A 15,133-nucleotide genomic window follows, 5' to 3' on the forward strand; every position below is an offset into this window, starting at 1 on the left:
CAGGTGCAATGTTGAGTTCTTCCGCAAAAAAGGTTCTGGTCATCTTCGGTACACGACCGGAAGCCATCAAGATGGCGCCGGTCGTCAGAGCCTTGAAAGACATGCCCGGAATCGAATGCCGGGTGTGTGTGACCGCGCAGCATCGGCAAATGCTCGATCAGGTACTCGCGCTGTTCGAGATCGTGCCGGAGTACGACCTCGATGTGATGCGCATGCGTCAATCGCTTAGCGACCTCACTGGGAACATCCTGGCGGGTCTCGATCCAGTACTCGACGATTTCCGGCCGGATCTCGTTCTGGTACACGGTGATACCACGACCACGTTTGCCGCATCGCTTGCCGCGTTCTACCGTCGCATTCCGATCGGTCATGTTGAAGCCGGATTGCGTACTGGAAGCTTGTACTCCCCGTGGCCGGAAGAGGCCAACCGGAAGCTGACGGGAGCGCTCGCGGCCTATCACTTTGCGCCGACCGATACCGCGCGCGCGAACCTGCGGCGCGAGGGTGTCGCTGACGAAAAAATCGTCGTAACGGGCAACACGGTCATCGACGCACTGCTCACTGTCTGCGAGCAACTGCGCGCGGACGGCAGTCACGCGCTGCAGATGCGCGAGCGTTTCCCGTTCCTGTCAAACCGGAACCGCATGATTCTCGTCACGGGTCATCGTCGTGAGAACTTCGGCGGCGGATTCGAAAACATCTGCACTGCATTGCGGGAGATTGCACACGCGCATCCGGACGTACAAATCGTCTATCCGGTCCATTTGAACCCGGACGTGCGCGAACCCGTGTTCAGCCGTCTTGGTGGGATCGGCAACGTGATACTGATCGAACCGCAGGATTATTTGCCCTTCGTATTTCTCATGATGAGCGCGTGGCTGATCCTGACAGATTCCGGCGGCATCCAGGAGGAGGCGCCGGCGCTCGGCAAGCCTGTGCTGGTGATGCGTGATACCACCGAGCGGCCGGAGGCGGTCGCGGCAGGCATCGTCAAGCTGGTCGGCACGGACGTCGAACGTATCAGGTCGGCCGTCGCTCGGCTGCTGTGCGACGACGACGAATATCGCGCGTTGGCCCATGCGCACAATCCATATGGCGACGGGCACGCGTGCACGCGCATTGTCGGCACCATCGCATCGACGTTCGGGTTGACCGGGCAGCCGACGCAGGCGCTGGCAACCATTCATTGAGCAAAGAGACCGAAACTATGTCATTTGACGTGATTTCCATCGTTGGCCTGGGATACATCGGACTGCCCACCGCCGCCGCGTTTGCGGCCCGACGCAAGACCGTGATCGGTGTCGAGGTGAATCGGACGACGGTCGATACGATCAATCGCGGTGACGTGCATATCGTCGAGCCGGAACTCGACATGCTGGTTCGCGCCGCGGTCACACAGGGATATCTGCGTGCAACGACGGAGGCGGAGCAGGCCGATGCATTTCTGATCGCGGTGCCCACGCCGTTTCACGATGGCCACAAGCCCAATCTCACGTATATCGAGGCGGCCTGCTGCGCGATTGCTCCGATGCTGAAAGCGGGCGACCTTATCGTACTGGAATCGACGTCGCCCGTCGGCACGACCGAGAAGGTTGCGGAATGGCTGGCAGCGGTGCGTTCCGATCTGACATTTCCGCAGCAGGCAGGCGAAAACTCCGATATCCGTATCGCGTATTGTCCCGAGCGCGTATTGCCGGGTCACGTGATTCGCGAACTGGTCGAGAACGATCGCGTGATCGGCGGAATGACGGCTCGCTGCAGTGAGGCAGCGGCCGAACTGTACCGGATTTTCGTCCGTGGCGACTGCATTCTGACGGACGCCCGTACCGCCGAAATGTGCAAACTGACCGAAAACTCGTTTCGCGACGTCAACATCGCGTTCGCGAACGAACTGTCGATCATTTCCGACAAACTCGACATCAACGTGTGGGAATTGATCCGCCTTGCGAATCGCCACCCGCGCGTCAACATCCTGCAACCGGGGCCGGGTGTCGGCGGCCATTGCATCGCAGTCGATCCTTGGTTCATCGTCGACAGCGCGCCGGACGACTCGCAACTGATCCGGACCGCGCGGAACGTCAACGACAGCAAGCCAGGTTACGTGATCGAGCGCGTGGCTCGTGCCGCGCAACGCTTTCGCGAGCCGGTCATCGCATGCTTTGGACTGGCGTTCAAGGCCAACATCGATGACTTGCGAGAAAGCCCTGCCGTGAGCATTGTCCAGCATCTTGCTGATCGATTCCCGGGGCAGGTAATCGCCGTCGAGCCAAACATCGACGCGCTACCGCCTGCGCTTGACGGCCACGTGCGACTCGTCGAGGCCGCTCAGGCATTGGCAGTCGCCGACATTATCGTCATTCTGGTCGACCACGTGCAGTTCAAGCGGATTGATCCGATACGCATGCAGGCCAAGGTCGTAGTCGATACGCGAGGGGTGTTGATTCGTGGCTAGGAGGGGATTGGGCCTCGCCGCGGGTTATGCGATCTCGCTCATCGGCGGCGTCGGGTCACTTGCGCTGTACGCGCACACGCTCGATGCGCCCGACTATGGCCGGCTTGCGGTGTATCTGGCGCTGGTCGAGGCTTTCCAGGGTGTGCTGTTCCAGTGGCATCGGCTGGCGCTGGTGAAGTTCTGGGCATCCCGCGAGCGGAGCGGCTTGGCCGCCTTCCTGAGCACGTCGCACTTGACCGGCGCGGGTATGGCGACAGCGGTGATCGTTGTCGTACTGGCAACGCTCGCGTTCGGCGCACCGATCCAGGCGGAATGGCTCGCTGTGATTGCGATGGGACTCGGCAAGAGTGCAGCGCTCTACGCGCAGGAACTGGCGCGTGCAGCGGGCGCGGGGCTGCGCTATGCGTGCGGCGCGGTGCTGCTGACGCCGGGCGCGGCGCTGGCGGGCGCAATTGCCTACCGGGTCACGCATTCGGTCGGTACCGTGCTCGTGACATCGGCGGTCGTGTTCGTCGCCGCGGCAATCATCGGTGCCTGGCATGCGCGCAAAGCATCGATAGGCGGCAGATTCAGCAAAGCCGATCTGATCGACATGATCCGCTATGGTTTGCCGCTGATCCCCGTATTCGTCGCAACGACGGCGTTGACGCGTCTCGATCGGCCGATTCTCGCCCAGTTCGAAGCGGCGACGACAGTCGGTGCGTACGCGGCGGCAGCGACCCTCGTGACGAATGTCACTACTGCCGCCTGCCTGCTCGTCGTGACGCCGGCATATCCGTGGCTGTTGCGCGAGAAGGAACAGCGCACCGACGATGCCTATCGCCGGCTCCATGCCAGAACGGGAACCCTCATGCTCGCCGGCGTACTGGCCATGTCGACCGCACTGTTCTGTGCTCGTGACGTCGCCTTCCCGTTGCTGCTGGGCAAGACGCTGGGCGCGGCGGCGGAGCCGATCGTGCTGCCACTTCTGGCCATCGCCGTCATCAGCGCGTTCCGAACGCATTTTTTCGATCAGGCTTATCACCTGTTTTCGAGAACCCACATGCTGATGGCGATCAACTTCGCGACCCTCTGTGTGGCAGTCGTTGCGCTGTACAGCGGTGCGAAACTCGGCGGGCTAGCCGGAATGCTCGTCGGTCTGGCAATTGCACATGGCGTGTCGCTGCTGCTAAGTGCGCTGTTGTCCCGTTCGTTCGTCAATGTCGGTCAACTGGCCGGAGGAATCGGCATACTGGCGCTTGTCTGCCTCGCGTCCGGTGTCGTCGGGTCGGTCATCGGCGTCGCGGGCCTGCCAGGCGGCATTGCCCAACCGTGGCAGGGGATGCTCGCGGCGGCGGGTGCCGTCATCGCGTTTGCGGCCGGGATGTATCTGCTGGACGTAGGCGCCTGCCGGTCGCTCCTGACGCGCTCGCTCATGGCGAGAAGATCATGAATACGGTTCTCGACGTACTGATCCATATTCCATCGCTGCGCGGAGGCGGCGCCGAGCGGGTCGCGGTGGAAGTGGCGCGATACATGGCGAGCCGCGGGCTGCGCGTGGCGATATTCGTTCACGATCCGAAACTCGACTTCGCGTTGCCGCCCGGCGTGACATTGATCGTCGCGAACAGCAGGCGTCATTTGGGGCGCGTGTTCGAACTGCGTGGACTGCTCGCCCGTCATCGCGCACGGAGTCTGATTTCGCTGCTGCCGTATGCCAACCTGATTTCGCTTTTCGCCGGAATCAGTCGTGGAAAGCGGACGCGACTCATCGTGAGCGAGCACACGTCGATCGCGTTCCGTCGGCCCGGCGTCAAAGGCCGAGTCACGCGGGCCATCACGATGCTGCTGTATCCGTTCAGCGATGCGATCGTTGCCGTATCGAGCGGAATCGCGGCAGAGCTGGATGCGCGCATGCCGTGCATCGGCCGGCGCAACATCGTCGTGATCCACAATCCCTGCTATGTGCCGGCCAAAGCGTTGACCGCGTCGCGCCAGATTGCGGCGTGTCCGAACATCCTCGCGGTCGGGCGGCTTGCGTGGGAGAAGGGCTTCGACACGCTGATTCGCGCATTCGCGCAGGTCCACCGGGAAGTTGGCGGCGCCCGTCTGACGATTCTCGGCGAAGGGAGGGAGCGCACCAGGCTCGAGGCGCTGGCCGAATCCGAAGGCGTGGCCGACTTTGTGTCGCTGCCGGGATTCAGCGCGCAGGTCTTCGATGCCTATCGCACCGCTGATCTGTTCGTGTGTTCGTCACGAGTGGAAGGTTTCGGCAACGTGATCGTCGAAGCGCTGTCGTTCGGTCTTCCGATCGTATCGACGCGATGCATGCACGGGCCGGCCGAGATTTTGCAAAACGGTCGTTTCGGTATGCTAGTTGCGGTCGACGACGTGTCGGCGATGGCGCGCGCGATTGTCGATTCGCTGAGGCGCCGGTGCGACCCGTCACGTCAGGTGATGCGAGCGCGCGATTTCTCGCTCGACGAGATCGGTGCGCAATATCTGCGCGTGGCGGGGTTCGAGCAATGAGGTTGAGACGGTCCCTGATCGCCGGCGAATGCGTCGTGCTGGCCGTCTTTTTCGCATTGTTCGTAAGCGGCGCGGCGTTCAATATGGCCGGTCTGAATTATTCGACGGAGACGGCCGGAGGTGGGCTGAAGGTCCATCCGTATACCGTGTTGACAGTTATCGCGTTTCTGGTTGTCGTCTGCGGTGCGCATTCGCTCAAGCATGCGGTGAACAGTTCGCGGTTTCGTGTCGCAGTCGCCGGGGCGTGGGTGACCTGCGCGATTCTGGTCATGAAGTCGCTGCAAAGCGCGGGGCAATCGCTGGGCTTTGCGGTCGATACGATCGTTGCGGCGTTCCTGCTTGCGGCCGTGCTGCCGTTCACGACACAGCGTGTGGCGAGACGCCTGTCGCGGATGATCACGCTGTTCATCGTGATCGAATCGGTGCTAGCGATGCTGGAAGTGGTCGCGCATGTCAATTTGATCACAATCGGCGATTGGTACGGCGAGTACTTTCGTTCGACTGCTCTGCAAGGGCATCCGCTGAATAACGCGCTGATTTTGGTGACATTGTCAGTCTGCCAGCAGACATGCGTGCGCCGGCTGACGTCGGTGCTGATCTTTGTCTTGACGGTCGGCGCGCTGATCGCGTTCGGCGCTCGCGGCGCACTTGCGATTTATCTGCTTGTCAATGCGGTGACGTTCGCGCGTTACGGTCTCGCGTCGGCCGGGCGCCTCGCGGTGTTCATGGCCGGGGCGACGGCCTGCGCGGGTGGCGTTGCGTGGCTCCTGCTTTCAGGCGTCGTCGGCACGCGGATCTCGCAGGTCGGCGCATACGACGATAGCGCGGCCGTGCGTGTCAAATCGGTCGATCTGCTTCAACAGCTCGACTGGTGGCGCTTGCTCGCGGGCAACAGCACGATCGATATCACCCGGATGATGAGCAATGCCGGTATCGGCGTCATTGAAAATTTTCTGGTGGGTTATGTGCTGGCGTTTGGTGCCGTCTGCACCGTGGCCATTGGGTATTTCGTCTATGCAACGGGACGCAAGCTGACCTACGACGCGGCGTCGGCGATGCGCACACGGTTCCTGGTGATCTTGCTGGTGTTTTTTGCGGTCGCGTTGACCAACAACTCGCTCATTACCAAAACGCCGGCGTTTTTCCTGTTGATCGTCGGCATCTGGTGTACGCGATGCAGATGGCTTGAGCGGATCGAATCCGTATCTGCGGCGACGGCAAGCGAACAGGCACGACACATCCCGGATGGCGTCGCCGCGTCCGTCGACGAACGTCTGCAGGCGGGGGCCAGCCTGCGTCGGAGGAGAGCATGAGAGTACTGGTCGTCACGAACATGCTGGCAGGGGAGAATCCGACCCAACCCAGTCAGGGCATCTTCGTATCCGAGCAGGTTGCCGCATTACGCCTGCTACCGGATGTGCGTGTCGACGTCATCTCGGTCCGAGGGTTCGCTTCGCGATTCGCCTACCTGCGCTCGGCGGCGGAGGTTCTGCTGCGCGTCTGGGGCACACGCTATGACGTTGTTCACTATCACTTCGGCTTGACGGCATGGACCGCTGCGCTCGTCCGGGTTCTGTCGCGAGCAAGGATCGTCGTCACACTGCATGGCTCGGACGTGCTCGGTAGCAAGGCACTGCGCTTTGTAACGCTTGTATCGGTGCGATTCGCGGATGCGTGCATTGCGGTCAGCGATGAAATCCGTCACGCGATCCGGACCGTGAATCCGCATTGCGTGACGATTCCGTGCGCGGTGAACGATGCGCTCTTCAAGCCACTCGACTTGGTGCCAGGCGGAAGACCTGAGCGAATTGTCGTGTTTCCGTCAAGCGCTTCGCGGCAGGAGAAGGATTACCCGTTGTTTGAGCGTGTTCTGGCGATCGTAAGGGCACGTTATCCGTTGCCCGTCTTCGAACGCCATATCGACGGGCTAGACCGCCAGGAGGTCTGCCGACTGCTTCAGGAAGCGGATGCGCTGCTGATGACGTCGAAGCGCGAAGGTTCGCCGCAGTCGGTCAAGGAGGCGATGGCCTGCGGCCTACCGGTCGTCTCGGTCAACGTTGGCGATGTCGAGCGGCTGTTATCCGGCGTAGGCGCGTGCCACATTGCCGGCAGCCGCGATCCGGAAGAGCTTGCCGAATTGCTGTTCCGGGTGCTCGAGGCCGGCGAACGGAGCGATGGCCCGCGACGTCTCGCGTCGGGCGGATACCTGTCGTCACAGGTCGCCGAAAACGTGCTTGCGCTTTATCGGGCAACGCTATCCAGGAGATAGACGTTTCCAAAACAAGAGGAGTCCGGCTCATGACCGCTCGTAGCATCACTTTCTTTTCCGCGAGGATCGACGCGTTGACTGCAGCAGCGACCGTTGCGCTGATCGAGAGTCGAATCGACGCGAATACGTTTACGCAGCACTCGGTCGTCAACGTCGCGAAAATCGTCAACATGCACCGCGACGTTCGCCTGGCCGATGCGGTCAACGCATGCGATATTGTCAATGTGGACGGAATGGGTGTCGTCTGGGGCGCGCGCGTGCTCGGGTACGACATCCCGGAGCGAGTGACTGGTGTCGACCTGTTCGGCGCGTTGCTGGAGATGGCTGCGGGAAGAGGGTTTCCGGTTTATCTGCTCGGTGCGCGCGAACACGTGGTGGCGAAAGTGGCGGACATGGCGGCGAACCGGTACCCCGGTCTCCGCATCGCAGGCTTCCATCACGGCTATTTCTGGGACGACGAGCTGGCGATGGTGGACAAGATCCGCACGTCGGGAGCGAAACTGCTGTTTGTCGCGATCACATCCCCGCACAAGGAGATCTTCATCGATCGTTGGCGTGACCAGTTGGGCGTTTCATTCGTGATGGGTGTCGGCGGGACATTCGACGTGGTGGCGGGGCACGTGCGCCGCGCACCACGCTGGATGCAGCAGGCAGGGCTTGAGTGGCTGTTTCGGGTGATTCAGGAGCCGCGGCGAATGTGGCGACGGTATTTGACGACGAATGCGTATTTTGCATACATGATGATGCGCGCAAAACTGAACTCGATAGTCTCAAGATGAGACGTATCCCGCTGCTGTTCATGCTTTGGTATGCATGTGTCGCAGGCGCGGCGCCTGCGACGTGCGAATTCGACCACCCGGAAGGTTACGTGCCAGTCATGTCGGTCGATTGGCGCCACGGTCTTCGCGTGCTATCGGTCCAGGCGCCGACGCAGCAGTCCGTAGTGATCGGCCCAGTCGTGTCGGGTGGTGGGCCGATGTTGAATGTGCATCTCAGCCGGACGGATGATTTTGCGCAGATCGCGAACGGATCCCCGCGTGCGGAAGTCGTGTTGAACGACGCGACCTTTGCGATTGGTGAGGATTACATCCTGCAATGGTCGACGCGCCTGCGGAACGATTTTCAGATCGATACCGCTCAGCCCGAAATTATCACGCAGATCCACCAGGGAACGCCGGTGGGTTCTCCGCCGATTGCCCTGCTGTTGAAAGGCAACCAGTATGCGCTGGAAATCCGCTCGAATGCGAAGTCGGTGCCGAGAGGTGTTGCGTTCGGCGCACCAGCGAGCGACAGGGGACGAACGATCTGCTGGCGTCTGCATTACGTTCCGGACGGGGCAGGCGAAAATGCCGTGACGGAACTGTATAAGGACGGCGTGCCTGTCTACAGCGAGCGCGGGTCGCCAAACGCATACGAGCACGACATGCGAGCCTATCTCAAGGTGGGTATCTACAAATGGCTCTGGCACATCGAGCCGGATAGCGTGACATACCGCGCCGTCTCGTTCGGGCCGGTGTTGCTGTCAAAGAAGAAGGGGCATCGGCGCACGGACGACTGAGGGTAGGGGCCAGGGCTGTTAAGTTTTCCGGGTTGCACATGCGAAGCCCCGGGCCCGCTCAAAGTTCAGTGCGTTTCGATGCAGGGCGACAGCGACGTTACGAACCTCGCGTGTCCGCAGACAGTTCATGGTCATGGAACGCAGGCGTGCGAGTACGCCGGGCTTGTGTCGGGCGCGGCAATGATCTTCTCGCAGCGTCACGTCGCGAACATGGTGATTCTGGTTTTCGACACGCCAGTGGCCACGAATGGTTGACTGGAACGCCCGTGCGTCCAGCGCTGTCGTACTGATCCACCATGCCGTTTCATCCGTTGTGTGCCAGCCGCCCACCTTGCGACGCTCAACTGTGCGCGAGACACGGGCTACCTGCTGCACAAGCGGCTGCCAGCCGTCAGGCAACCAGCCCGGCAACAGATCAAAGATGTGCACGGTGCGTGTCTCGATGCGGCCGTGGCCCTTGTCATGCTGAACGTCGAATTGGATCGGGGCGCGGTGACGTGCCAGATCCTCGCATGCGGCCAGTAATCCCGGCTGGTTTCCCTTGACCTGCAGGAGTACGTCCGCGCCCTTTGCCGAAGCGAGCGTCAGCGTTTTTTTTGGCAATGCAGCGCGTCCAGACCGGGAAGCCCCATCGATTCAATCAATGCCTGTGCGGCCGGGATTTCGTTGGACTTGTCCGACACCTCAACGTGGCCGAGCACAATCAGATCATCATGATCGAAGGCCGACACCAGTTGCCTGGCCGGCATATCCAGCACACGTGAGGCGCTTGCCCGAAGGGCCTTGCCGTCGATTGCGATGAACTGCCGTCCCGCTGGCGGCGATGCCACTGCGTGAGCATGGGCGCGAATCGCGATCTCCAGTTCGTTCTCGTCTATTTCCAGCAGGAACCGTCTGATTCCCACCCAGCTTGGCGCCTTGCGCCAGTTCGTACCGAGCAGGCGATTCAGCTGCCCCAGCCGCTCGTCGATAAACGCCTCGATCTTCCTGAGCGAGTTCGCGCCCGTCAGCATGGCCAGTACGACCGCGCACAGCAGCGGTTCGAGTCCATAGCGCTTTCCCCGTGCCTTGCGACGGTCACTCAGTTCCGAAAATACGCCACCAAAAATCATCGTTCTCTTGTGTCATGAGTGTCATGACGGGAATCCGAAATTAACACGGATGAAGACAAGTTAACAGCCCTGGCCAACCTCTCGTGCTCGTTGACAAAGTCGATTTTCTGGGCCGCTGCGAGAAGGCGCCGAACAAGGGATTCAAGTGTGCGGACGCCCGCACGTAACAGATTGGCATTAACTGCCCTACGCGCGTGCAAGGATCTTCCACGATGGCGATCGGGCAGAAACCGGAAGCCGTATATTGCAATACGTTCCAGAGCAGGGCGAATGAGGGTTTTGCTATCGCAAAATAAATCGGGCAACGATCCGGATTGATTGATCGAATAGCCTTCATTTGCGATGCGCGGAAATGATAAAAATCGTTAATTTTTGGTCGCTAGCCAGCTTTCACCTGTTCATCGCCGGGATGACCATGTAATGTAGTGTGCGCTTCAGACATGAAGTGCAGGCGCCCTCTTCCCCCGATCATCAGATTGCGGGCATTGTCGCCTCAGCGCGGTTCCGGAACAATAACGAAAACGTGACCTGTATGCGCCGTCTATCTCGGGAAGTAAGCTTGATCAGGTTAGGACAACGAATCGCCGCACGTGAAGCGACGTGCTTCACGGTCGCGCGTTCCTGTGCATCGGCGCGTCATGCACTATGGCGCCGGGTGACGGCCTGTGTGATGGTGGGTGTGATGTATTTCGCGCCAGCGGTGTTCCTTGCGGATGAAGTCGCGCACGCTGCGCCAATTGTCGATCCGGGCGCGCCGGTCGGCGACGTCACGGTCAACGTGAACGGTGGCGATGGCAGTTTCACGAACACGAATGGCCAGATCCTCGGGCAGAACAGCCTGACGGTGAACCTGCCGAACCAGACGGTCGATCCGTCTGCCGCCACGTTCGGCACACTCAATGGCGGTAGCGCATTCGATCTGTCGGCGCAGGCGATCAGCAATAGCGGTGCGTGGGTGCTGCCCGGCACGGCGGTGACGGTGACAACCACCCAGGGCCTCACGAATGCCGGTACGATCACTGTGAATGATCTGACGATCGACGGGGCGCTCGCGAACCAGGCGGGTGCCACCGTGCAAGCGAACGACGCGTTCACGCTCACCGGTACGGGTGCGAGCACGAACGCCGGGACCGTGGAGGCCACCAACACGCTGAACATCACGGGCGCGAGCTACGACAACTCGAATGGCAGCACGCTTGCTGGTAACAGCAGCAGCCCCGCTGGCAGCGGCAATCTGGATCTCAACCTGACGGGCGACCTCACGAATGCCGGCGGCACGCTCAACGTCTACGCGGGGGGCAATCTCACCGTGAATGCGCCGATTACCTACGCGCAGGGCGTGACCGGCTATTCGGTGATCAACCAGGACCAGGGCTTCAAGGCGTTTTTTGGTAGTACCTGGGCTGAGATCATTGCGACCGACGTGGGCGGGGGCTTCACCGCCGATGGACTGGTGACGCTGACCGGCGACGGCGTGATTGACGGCGGCTATTTCGCCGGTGCGCGGGGCGTGTCCGCGACGGGCGGTATCACGACCGTGCGCGCGCCCACGACCACACCGGTGCAGCTCGGCGAACATCTGGGCCTGACGACGTGGTGGTGGCGCTGATGCGGGAGTTTCTCAAAACCCTGCTGGCGATGCTCACGTTACTGCTGTTCGGGTTGGTCCTTTTCATGGCGAGTGCGCCGACGCGTGCGCAAACGCCACCGGCAGGTGTGCAACCGGTGCCAGCCGTCCGTCCGGTTCAGGACCCCGCGCAGCAGCTCATCGACCAGCAGCGTGTGCAGGTGAGGCAGCGGCAACTGGCCCAGCCGCCGGCGTCCATCACGGTGCCGGCGACGGAGGCGCAGACGTTCAACATTCCACCAGGCACGCCGGTCGACCAGATCGCGGAGAGCGGCCCGACCTTCCGGATCAGCCGGATCGAGGTAACTGGCAACACCGTGCTGCCGCCCGCAAATATCGGCGCAATCACGGCACCGTTCGCTGGTCACGAACTCGGCTCGCACCGCCTGAACGTGCAGCTCAAACGCCTCACCGATGCGTTCGTGTCGGCGGGCTATGTCACGACGCGTGCGCTGCTCGGGCCGCAGAACCTGGAATCCGGCACGCTCACGATTACCGAGCAGGTGGGCCACATCACCGGCTGCGCGATCAACGGACAACCGGTGCACCGCCTGAAGCCGGGCGAAACATCGGCGGGCGGCGGATGGCTGACCGATGCTGGCTATGAAAACGCGTTCCCAGCCGGCCCGGGTGACGCGCTGAATCTCGCCGATCTTGATCAGGGCGTCGCGCCGATCAACCGGCTGCGTCGCAATCAGGCCGCCATGCAGATCTTGCCGGGCCAGAGCGCAGGGGATTCGGTTGTTGCGATCACCAACCCGCCAGGCGATCGCCTGTACACCATGCTCGGCGTGGACAACTACGGCAGCACGGCGACCGGCGTGACGCGCTATCGCGCCGGCATCGAGGCAGACAACCTGATCGGCCTGCAGGAATCACTCAGCCTGAACTTCATCGACAGTCAGGACAGCAACGCGATTGTGGGATCGTTTGCAATACCGTTTGGCCGCCACACGTTCAGCTACACGCTGTCGGATTCGGAATACCAGGAAGTGATCGGCACGACGGCGCTGGAGTGCGGCCGCACGCTCAGCCACATCTTCGGCTGGAACTATACGCTCGACCGCTCCCAGGCAGGCCTGACGAATCTCGACGCAACGCTGTCGTGGCGGCGCACCGATCGCGACGTCAACGACATCGAACTCGATCCGCAGCACATCGCGGTACTGAGAGTGGGCGGCAACTGGCTGCGCAAGTTCGTGCTGAATGACGCACCGGGCAATTTCACGCTCGACGCGGGTGTGTCGCAGGGCTTGCCGTCGTTCGGAGCAGACCACGATGCAGACGGTATCGCACGCACCGATGCGCACAGCCAGTTCACGAAACTCGACGCGACGGCGAACTTTACGGTGCCGCTGCCGCAATTCGGCCATGCGGCGTTCGCGTACCGCGGCACCCTCGGCGGCCAGTTCACCAACGTTGCGCTGTACGGCTCCGAGCAGCTCTACCTCGGCGGCATGGATACCGTCCGGGGTTTCCGTTCCGGCGAGATCGTCGGCGACCGAGGCTTTTATTCACGCAACGAGATTGCGTGGATCAATGCACCCGCGTGGCACGACGGACGTATCGTGTCCTATGTATTTCTCGATGCGGGAAAAGTCAGTCGCGTTGCGGTCCCGGGTTTCCCGACGCTTGCAGGCGTGGGTACGGGCCTGCAAGCGCAGTGGCAGTGGCGGCAGCGGATGCTATCGGGCGAAGTAACCGTCGGCAGCGCGCTGACCCAGCCGGCGAGCCTTGGCCCCTGCGCGACGCTCGTACTGGCCACAGCCAACCTCAATTTCTGAACCAGTTTTTAACCGGGGAAAATTCATGTCCAACACGACGACCACCATGATCCGCACGCTGTGCGTCACTGCCTTTACCTCAGTCGCCCTGAGCATGACGATGCAGGCCCACGCCGCTGCGCCGAGCACCGCGCAAGGTGCCGCATTGCCCGCAGGCACACTTGCGATTGTCAACGGCGTGCCGATTCCCTTGTCCCAGTTCGACGATGCATTGCATGCCTCGCACCAGCAGGACACGCCACAGGTCCGGCAGCAGATCAAACGAGATCTGATCGTGCGCGAGCTGCTGCGGCAGGGCGCGGAAAAGCACGGGTACGACACAAAGCCTGAAGTTCAGGCGGCCATAAACGTGGCAAAGGTCAATGCGGCGACGCAGCTGTACGTGAAGGATAGCCTTCATCCGGAAGCGGTCACGGACGCGCAGGTGAAGGCCCGCTACGACGGGATCGTCGCGTCGCTGGGCAAGGAAGAATACAGGCCCCGCATTATTTCGGTCGCCGATGACGCAACCGCCCGCGCCGTGCTTGCGAAGTTGAAGGCCGGCAGCCCATTTGAGGCGCTGGCCCGCGCATACAGCGTGGCAGCCAGCAAGGCGACGGGCGGCGAGATGCCCTGGGTGAGTTTCAAAACACCGGTGACCGACGGTAACACGCAGGGATTGCCATTGCCGGTGGCGCAGGCCATCACGCAACTGCCGGCCGGCGCGGTGACGCTTACCGCAATTCCGGTCACGCAGGGCAACAGCACGCTCTACGTGATCGTGAAACTGGATGCGAAACGCCCTACGCAGGTCCCGGCCTTCGACCAGATGAAGGACACGATCCGACAGCAACTGCAGGTCATCGCGGTGGAGAAGGCGAGCGTCCAGTTCGTCAGCGACCAGTTGAAGGGCGCATCCATCCAGCAGTAGTTTTCACTTCGCGCCACGCCGGCTGAAGAAGACTGAACGCATCCGCTCATTACGCTCACGCAGGGATCAATGAAGGTACTGGCATATCTGGAGGCTGCCGAATCCGCAAAAAGCATTTCAATTGCCTTTGCGACGCTCGGTCACGGTTTTGAGGCTTTCGGGACGATCGATAGCCTGAAGGATCAGATCAGGCAGTCGGACGCGGATCTGGTCCTGATCGGGTGGTCGACCAGAGGCATGAGCGGTCTGGACATTCTGCGCTGGGTCAGAACAAACTGCCCTACCGATGTTGCTGTGGCGTTCCTTTCGACCAATGGCCGTGCTGCCGATGTTGCCATGGCGCTGCAGAGCGGTGCGGACGATTATTTCGTTGCGCCGATCGAATTTCAGGCATTGATGGCCCGTTGCGAAGCGTTGATCCGGCGTGTTTCGCCGGCACGGCTATACGCTGCGGAGAGCTACCGCGTGGGACCGTATACGCTCAACTCACGCATGCAGACGGTCCATCTGGATGGATCAGTCATTCCCCTGACGCCGCAGGAAATGCAACTGGCACTGCTGTTTTTTCGAAATCTGTCAAAACCGATTTCGCGTGAGCACATCCGGGAGACCGTTTGGGGTGCGCATGCAAAGATTGCGGCGCGCGCGATTGACACACAACTCTCGCGTCTTAGGACAAAACTCAGACTCGACAGGGAAAATGGGATTCGCCTGAGATCGTTCTACCGGCAAGGCTATGTGCTCCAGTACTGGGACGATGAATTACAGACGGATCGGGACGATATGTTGCAGGAAAGTAACAATGCCGCTCCGCGCAATTAAGAAGGCTGTTAGTACAACGAAATTGTTTGATATCGTTTGCCCTGCGTCGGAGAAGAAAAACTGCGACGAACCAGCTGCCAGTCGTTGCGTG

12 protein-coding genes and 1 pseudogene are annotated in these 15,133 nt (G+C 61.3%); 12 read left to right on the plus strand and 1 reads right to left on the minus strand.

The window, feature by feature from the left end:
• The first annotated feature begins 8 nt into the window (after positions 1-8).
• Genes wecB through KHO33_RS35665 form a run of 8 tightly spaced genes read left to right on the plus strand, consistent with a single transcriptional unit; the run spans position 9 to position 8,787 of the window.
• Positions 9-1,190 (plus strand): non-hydrolyzing UDP-N-acetylglucosamine 2-epimerase, encoded by a 1,182-nt coding sequence (gene wecB / locus KHO33_RS35630; RefSeq protein WP_200568057.1) that lies wholly within the window; start codon positions 9-11, stop codon positions 1,188-1,190.
• A gap of 17 nt (positions 1,191-1,207) precedes the next feature.
• Positions 1,208-2,452, plus strand: coding sequence for a UDP-N-acetyl-D-mannosamine dehydrogenase (wecC, locus tag KHO33_RS35635; protein ID WP_200568058.1), 1,245 nt, complete (start codon positions 1,208-1,210; stop codon positions 2,450-2,452).
• Positions 2,445-3,884 (plus strand): lipopolysaccharide biosynthesis protein, encoded by a 1,440-nt coding sequence (locus KHO33_RS35640; RefSeq protein ID WP_200568059.1) that lies wholly within the window; start codon positions 2,445-2,447, stop codon positions 3,882-3,884. Before wecC ends, KHO33_RS35640 begins: the two co-directional genes overlap by 8 nt.
• Positions 3,881-4,960 carry a glycosyltransferase gene (locus KHO33_RS35645; protein ID WP_200568060.1) on the plus strand — a complete coding sequence of 360 codons (1,080 nt, stop codon included), beginning with the start codon at positions 3,881-3,883 and terminating at the stop codon, positions 4,958-4,960. Before KHO33_RS35640 ends, KHO33_RS35645 begins: the two co-directional genes overlap by 4 nt.
• Before the next feature lie 2 nt (positions 4,961-4,962).
• Entirely contained in the window at positions 4,963-6,273 is a 1,311-nt protein-coding gene (locus KHO33_RS35650) for a VpsF family polysaccharide biosynthesis protein (RefSeq protein WP_200568061.1), read from the plus strand.
• Positions 6,270-7,229, plus strand: a complete 960-nt coding sequence (locus tag KHO33_RS35655) for a glycosyltransferase family 4 protein (protein WP_200568062.1) — start codon at positions 6,270-6,272, stop codon at positions 7,227-7,229. The genes KHO33_RS35650 and KHO33_RS35655 overlap by 4 nt, the downstream gene beginning before the upstream one ends.
• Before the next feature lie 29 nt (positions 7,230-7,258).
• Positions 7,259-8,008, plus strand: coding sequence for a WecB/TagA/CpsF family glycosyltransferase (locus KHO33_RS35660; RefSeq protein ID WP_200568063.1), 750 nt, complete (start codon positions 7,259-7,261; stop codon positions 8,006-8,008).
• On the plus strand, positions 8,005-8,787 hold the full coding sequence (locus KHO33_RS35665; protein WP_200568064.1) for a heparin lyase I family protein: 783 nt from the start codon (positions 8,005-8,007) through the stop codon (positions 8,785-8,787). The genes KHO33_RS35660 and KHO33_RS35665 overlap by 4 nt, the downstream gene beginning before the upstream one ends.
• Positions 8,788-8,805: 18 nt before the next feature.
• On the opposite strand, the pseudogene KHO33_RS43040 reads toward KHO33_RS35665, so the two are convergent.
• A pseudogene (locus tag KHO33_RS43040) lies at positions 8,806-9,899 on the minus strand (ISAs1 family transposase).
• Between the two features lie 559 nt (positions 9,900-10,458).
• Between KHO33_RS43040 and KHO33_RS35680 the strand changes: the two are divergent.
• The 4 genes from KHO33_RS35680 (at position 10,459) to KHO33_RS35695 (ending at position 15,042) form a co-directional block, all read left to right on the plus strand.
• Positions 10,459-11,508 (plus strand): hypothetical protein, encoded by a 1,050-nt coding sequence (locus KHO33_RS35680; RefSeq protein WP_200568067.1) that lies wholly within the window; start codon positions 10,459-10,461, stop codon positions 11,506-11,508.
• Positions 11,508-13,310, plus strand: coding sequence for a ShlB/FhaC/HecB family hemolysin secretion/activation protein (locus KHO33_RS35685; protein WP_200568068.1), 1,803 nt, complete (start codon positions 11,508-11,510; stop codon positions 13,308-13,310). Before KHO33_RS35680 ends, KHO33_RS35685 begins: the two co-directional genes overlap by 1 nt.
• Before the next feature lie 46 nt (positions 13,311-13,356).
• Positions 13,357-14,220 carry a peptidylprolyl isomerase gene (locus tag KHO33_RS35690; RefSeq protein WP_200568072.1) on the plus strand — a complete coding sequence of 288 codons (864 nt, stop codon included), beginning with the start codon at positions 13,357-13,359 and terminating at the stop codon, positions 14,218-14,220.
• A gap of 69 nt (positions 14,221-14,289) precedes the next feature.
• Entirely contained in the window at positions 14,290-15,042 is a 753-nt protein-coding gene (locus KHO33_RS35695; RefSeq protein WP_200568069.1) for a response regulator transcription factor, read from the plus strand.
• The last annotated feature ends 91 nt before the right edge of the window (positions 15,043-15,133 follow it).

This window comes from Paraburkholderia nemoris (genome assembly GCF_905221015.1).
Lineage (GTDB): Bacteria > Pseudomonadota > Gammaproteobacteria > Burkholderiales > Burkholderiaceae > Paraburkholderia > Paraburkholderia nemoris.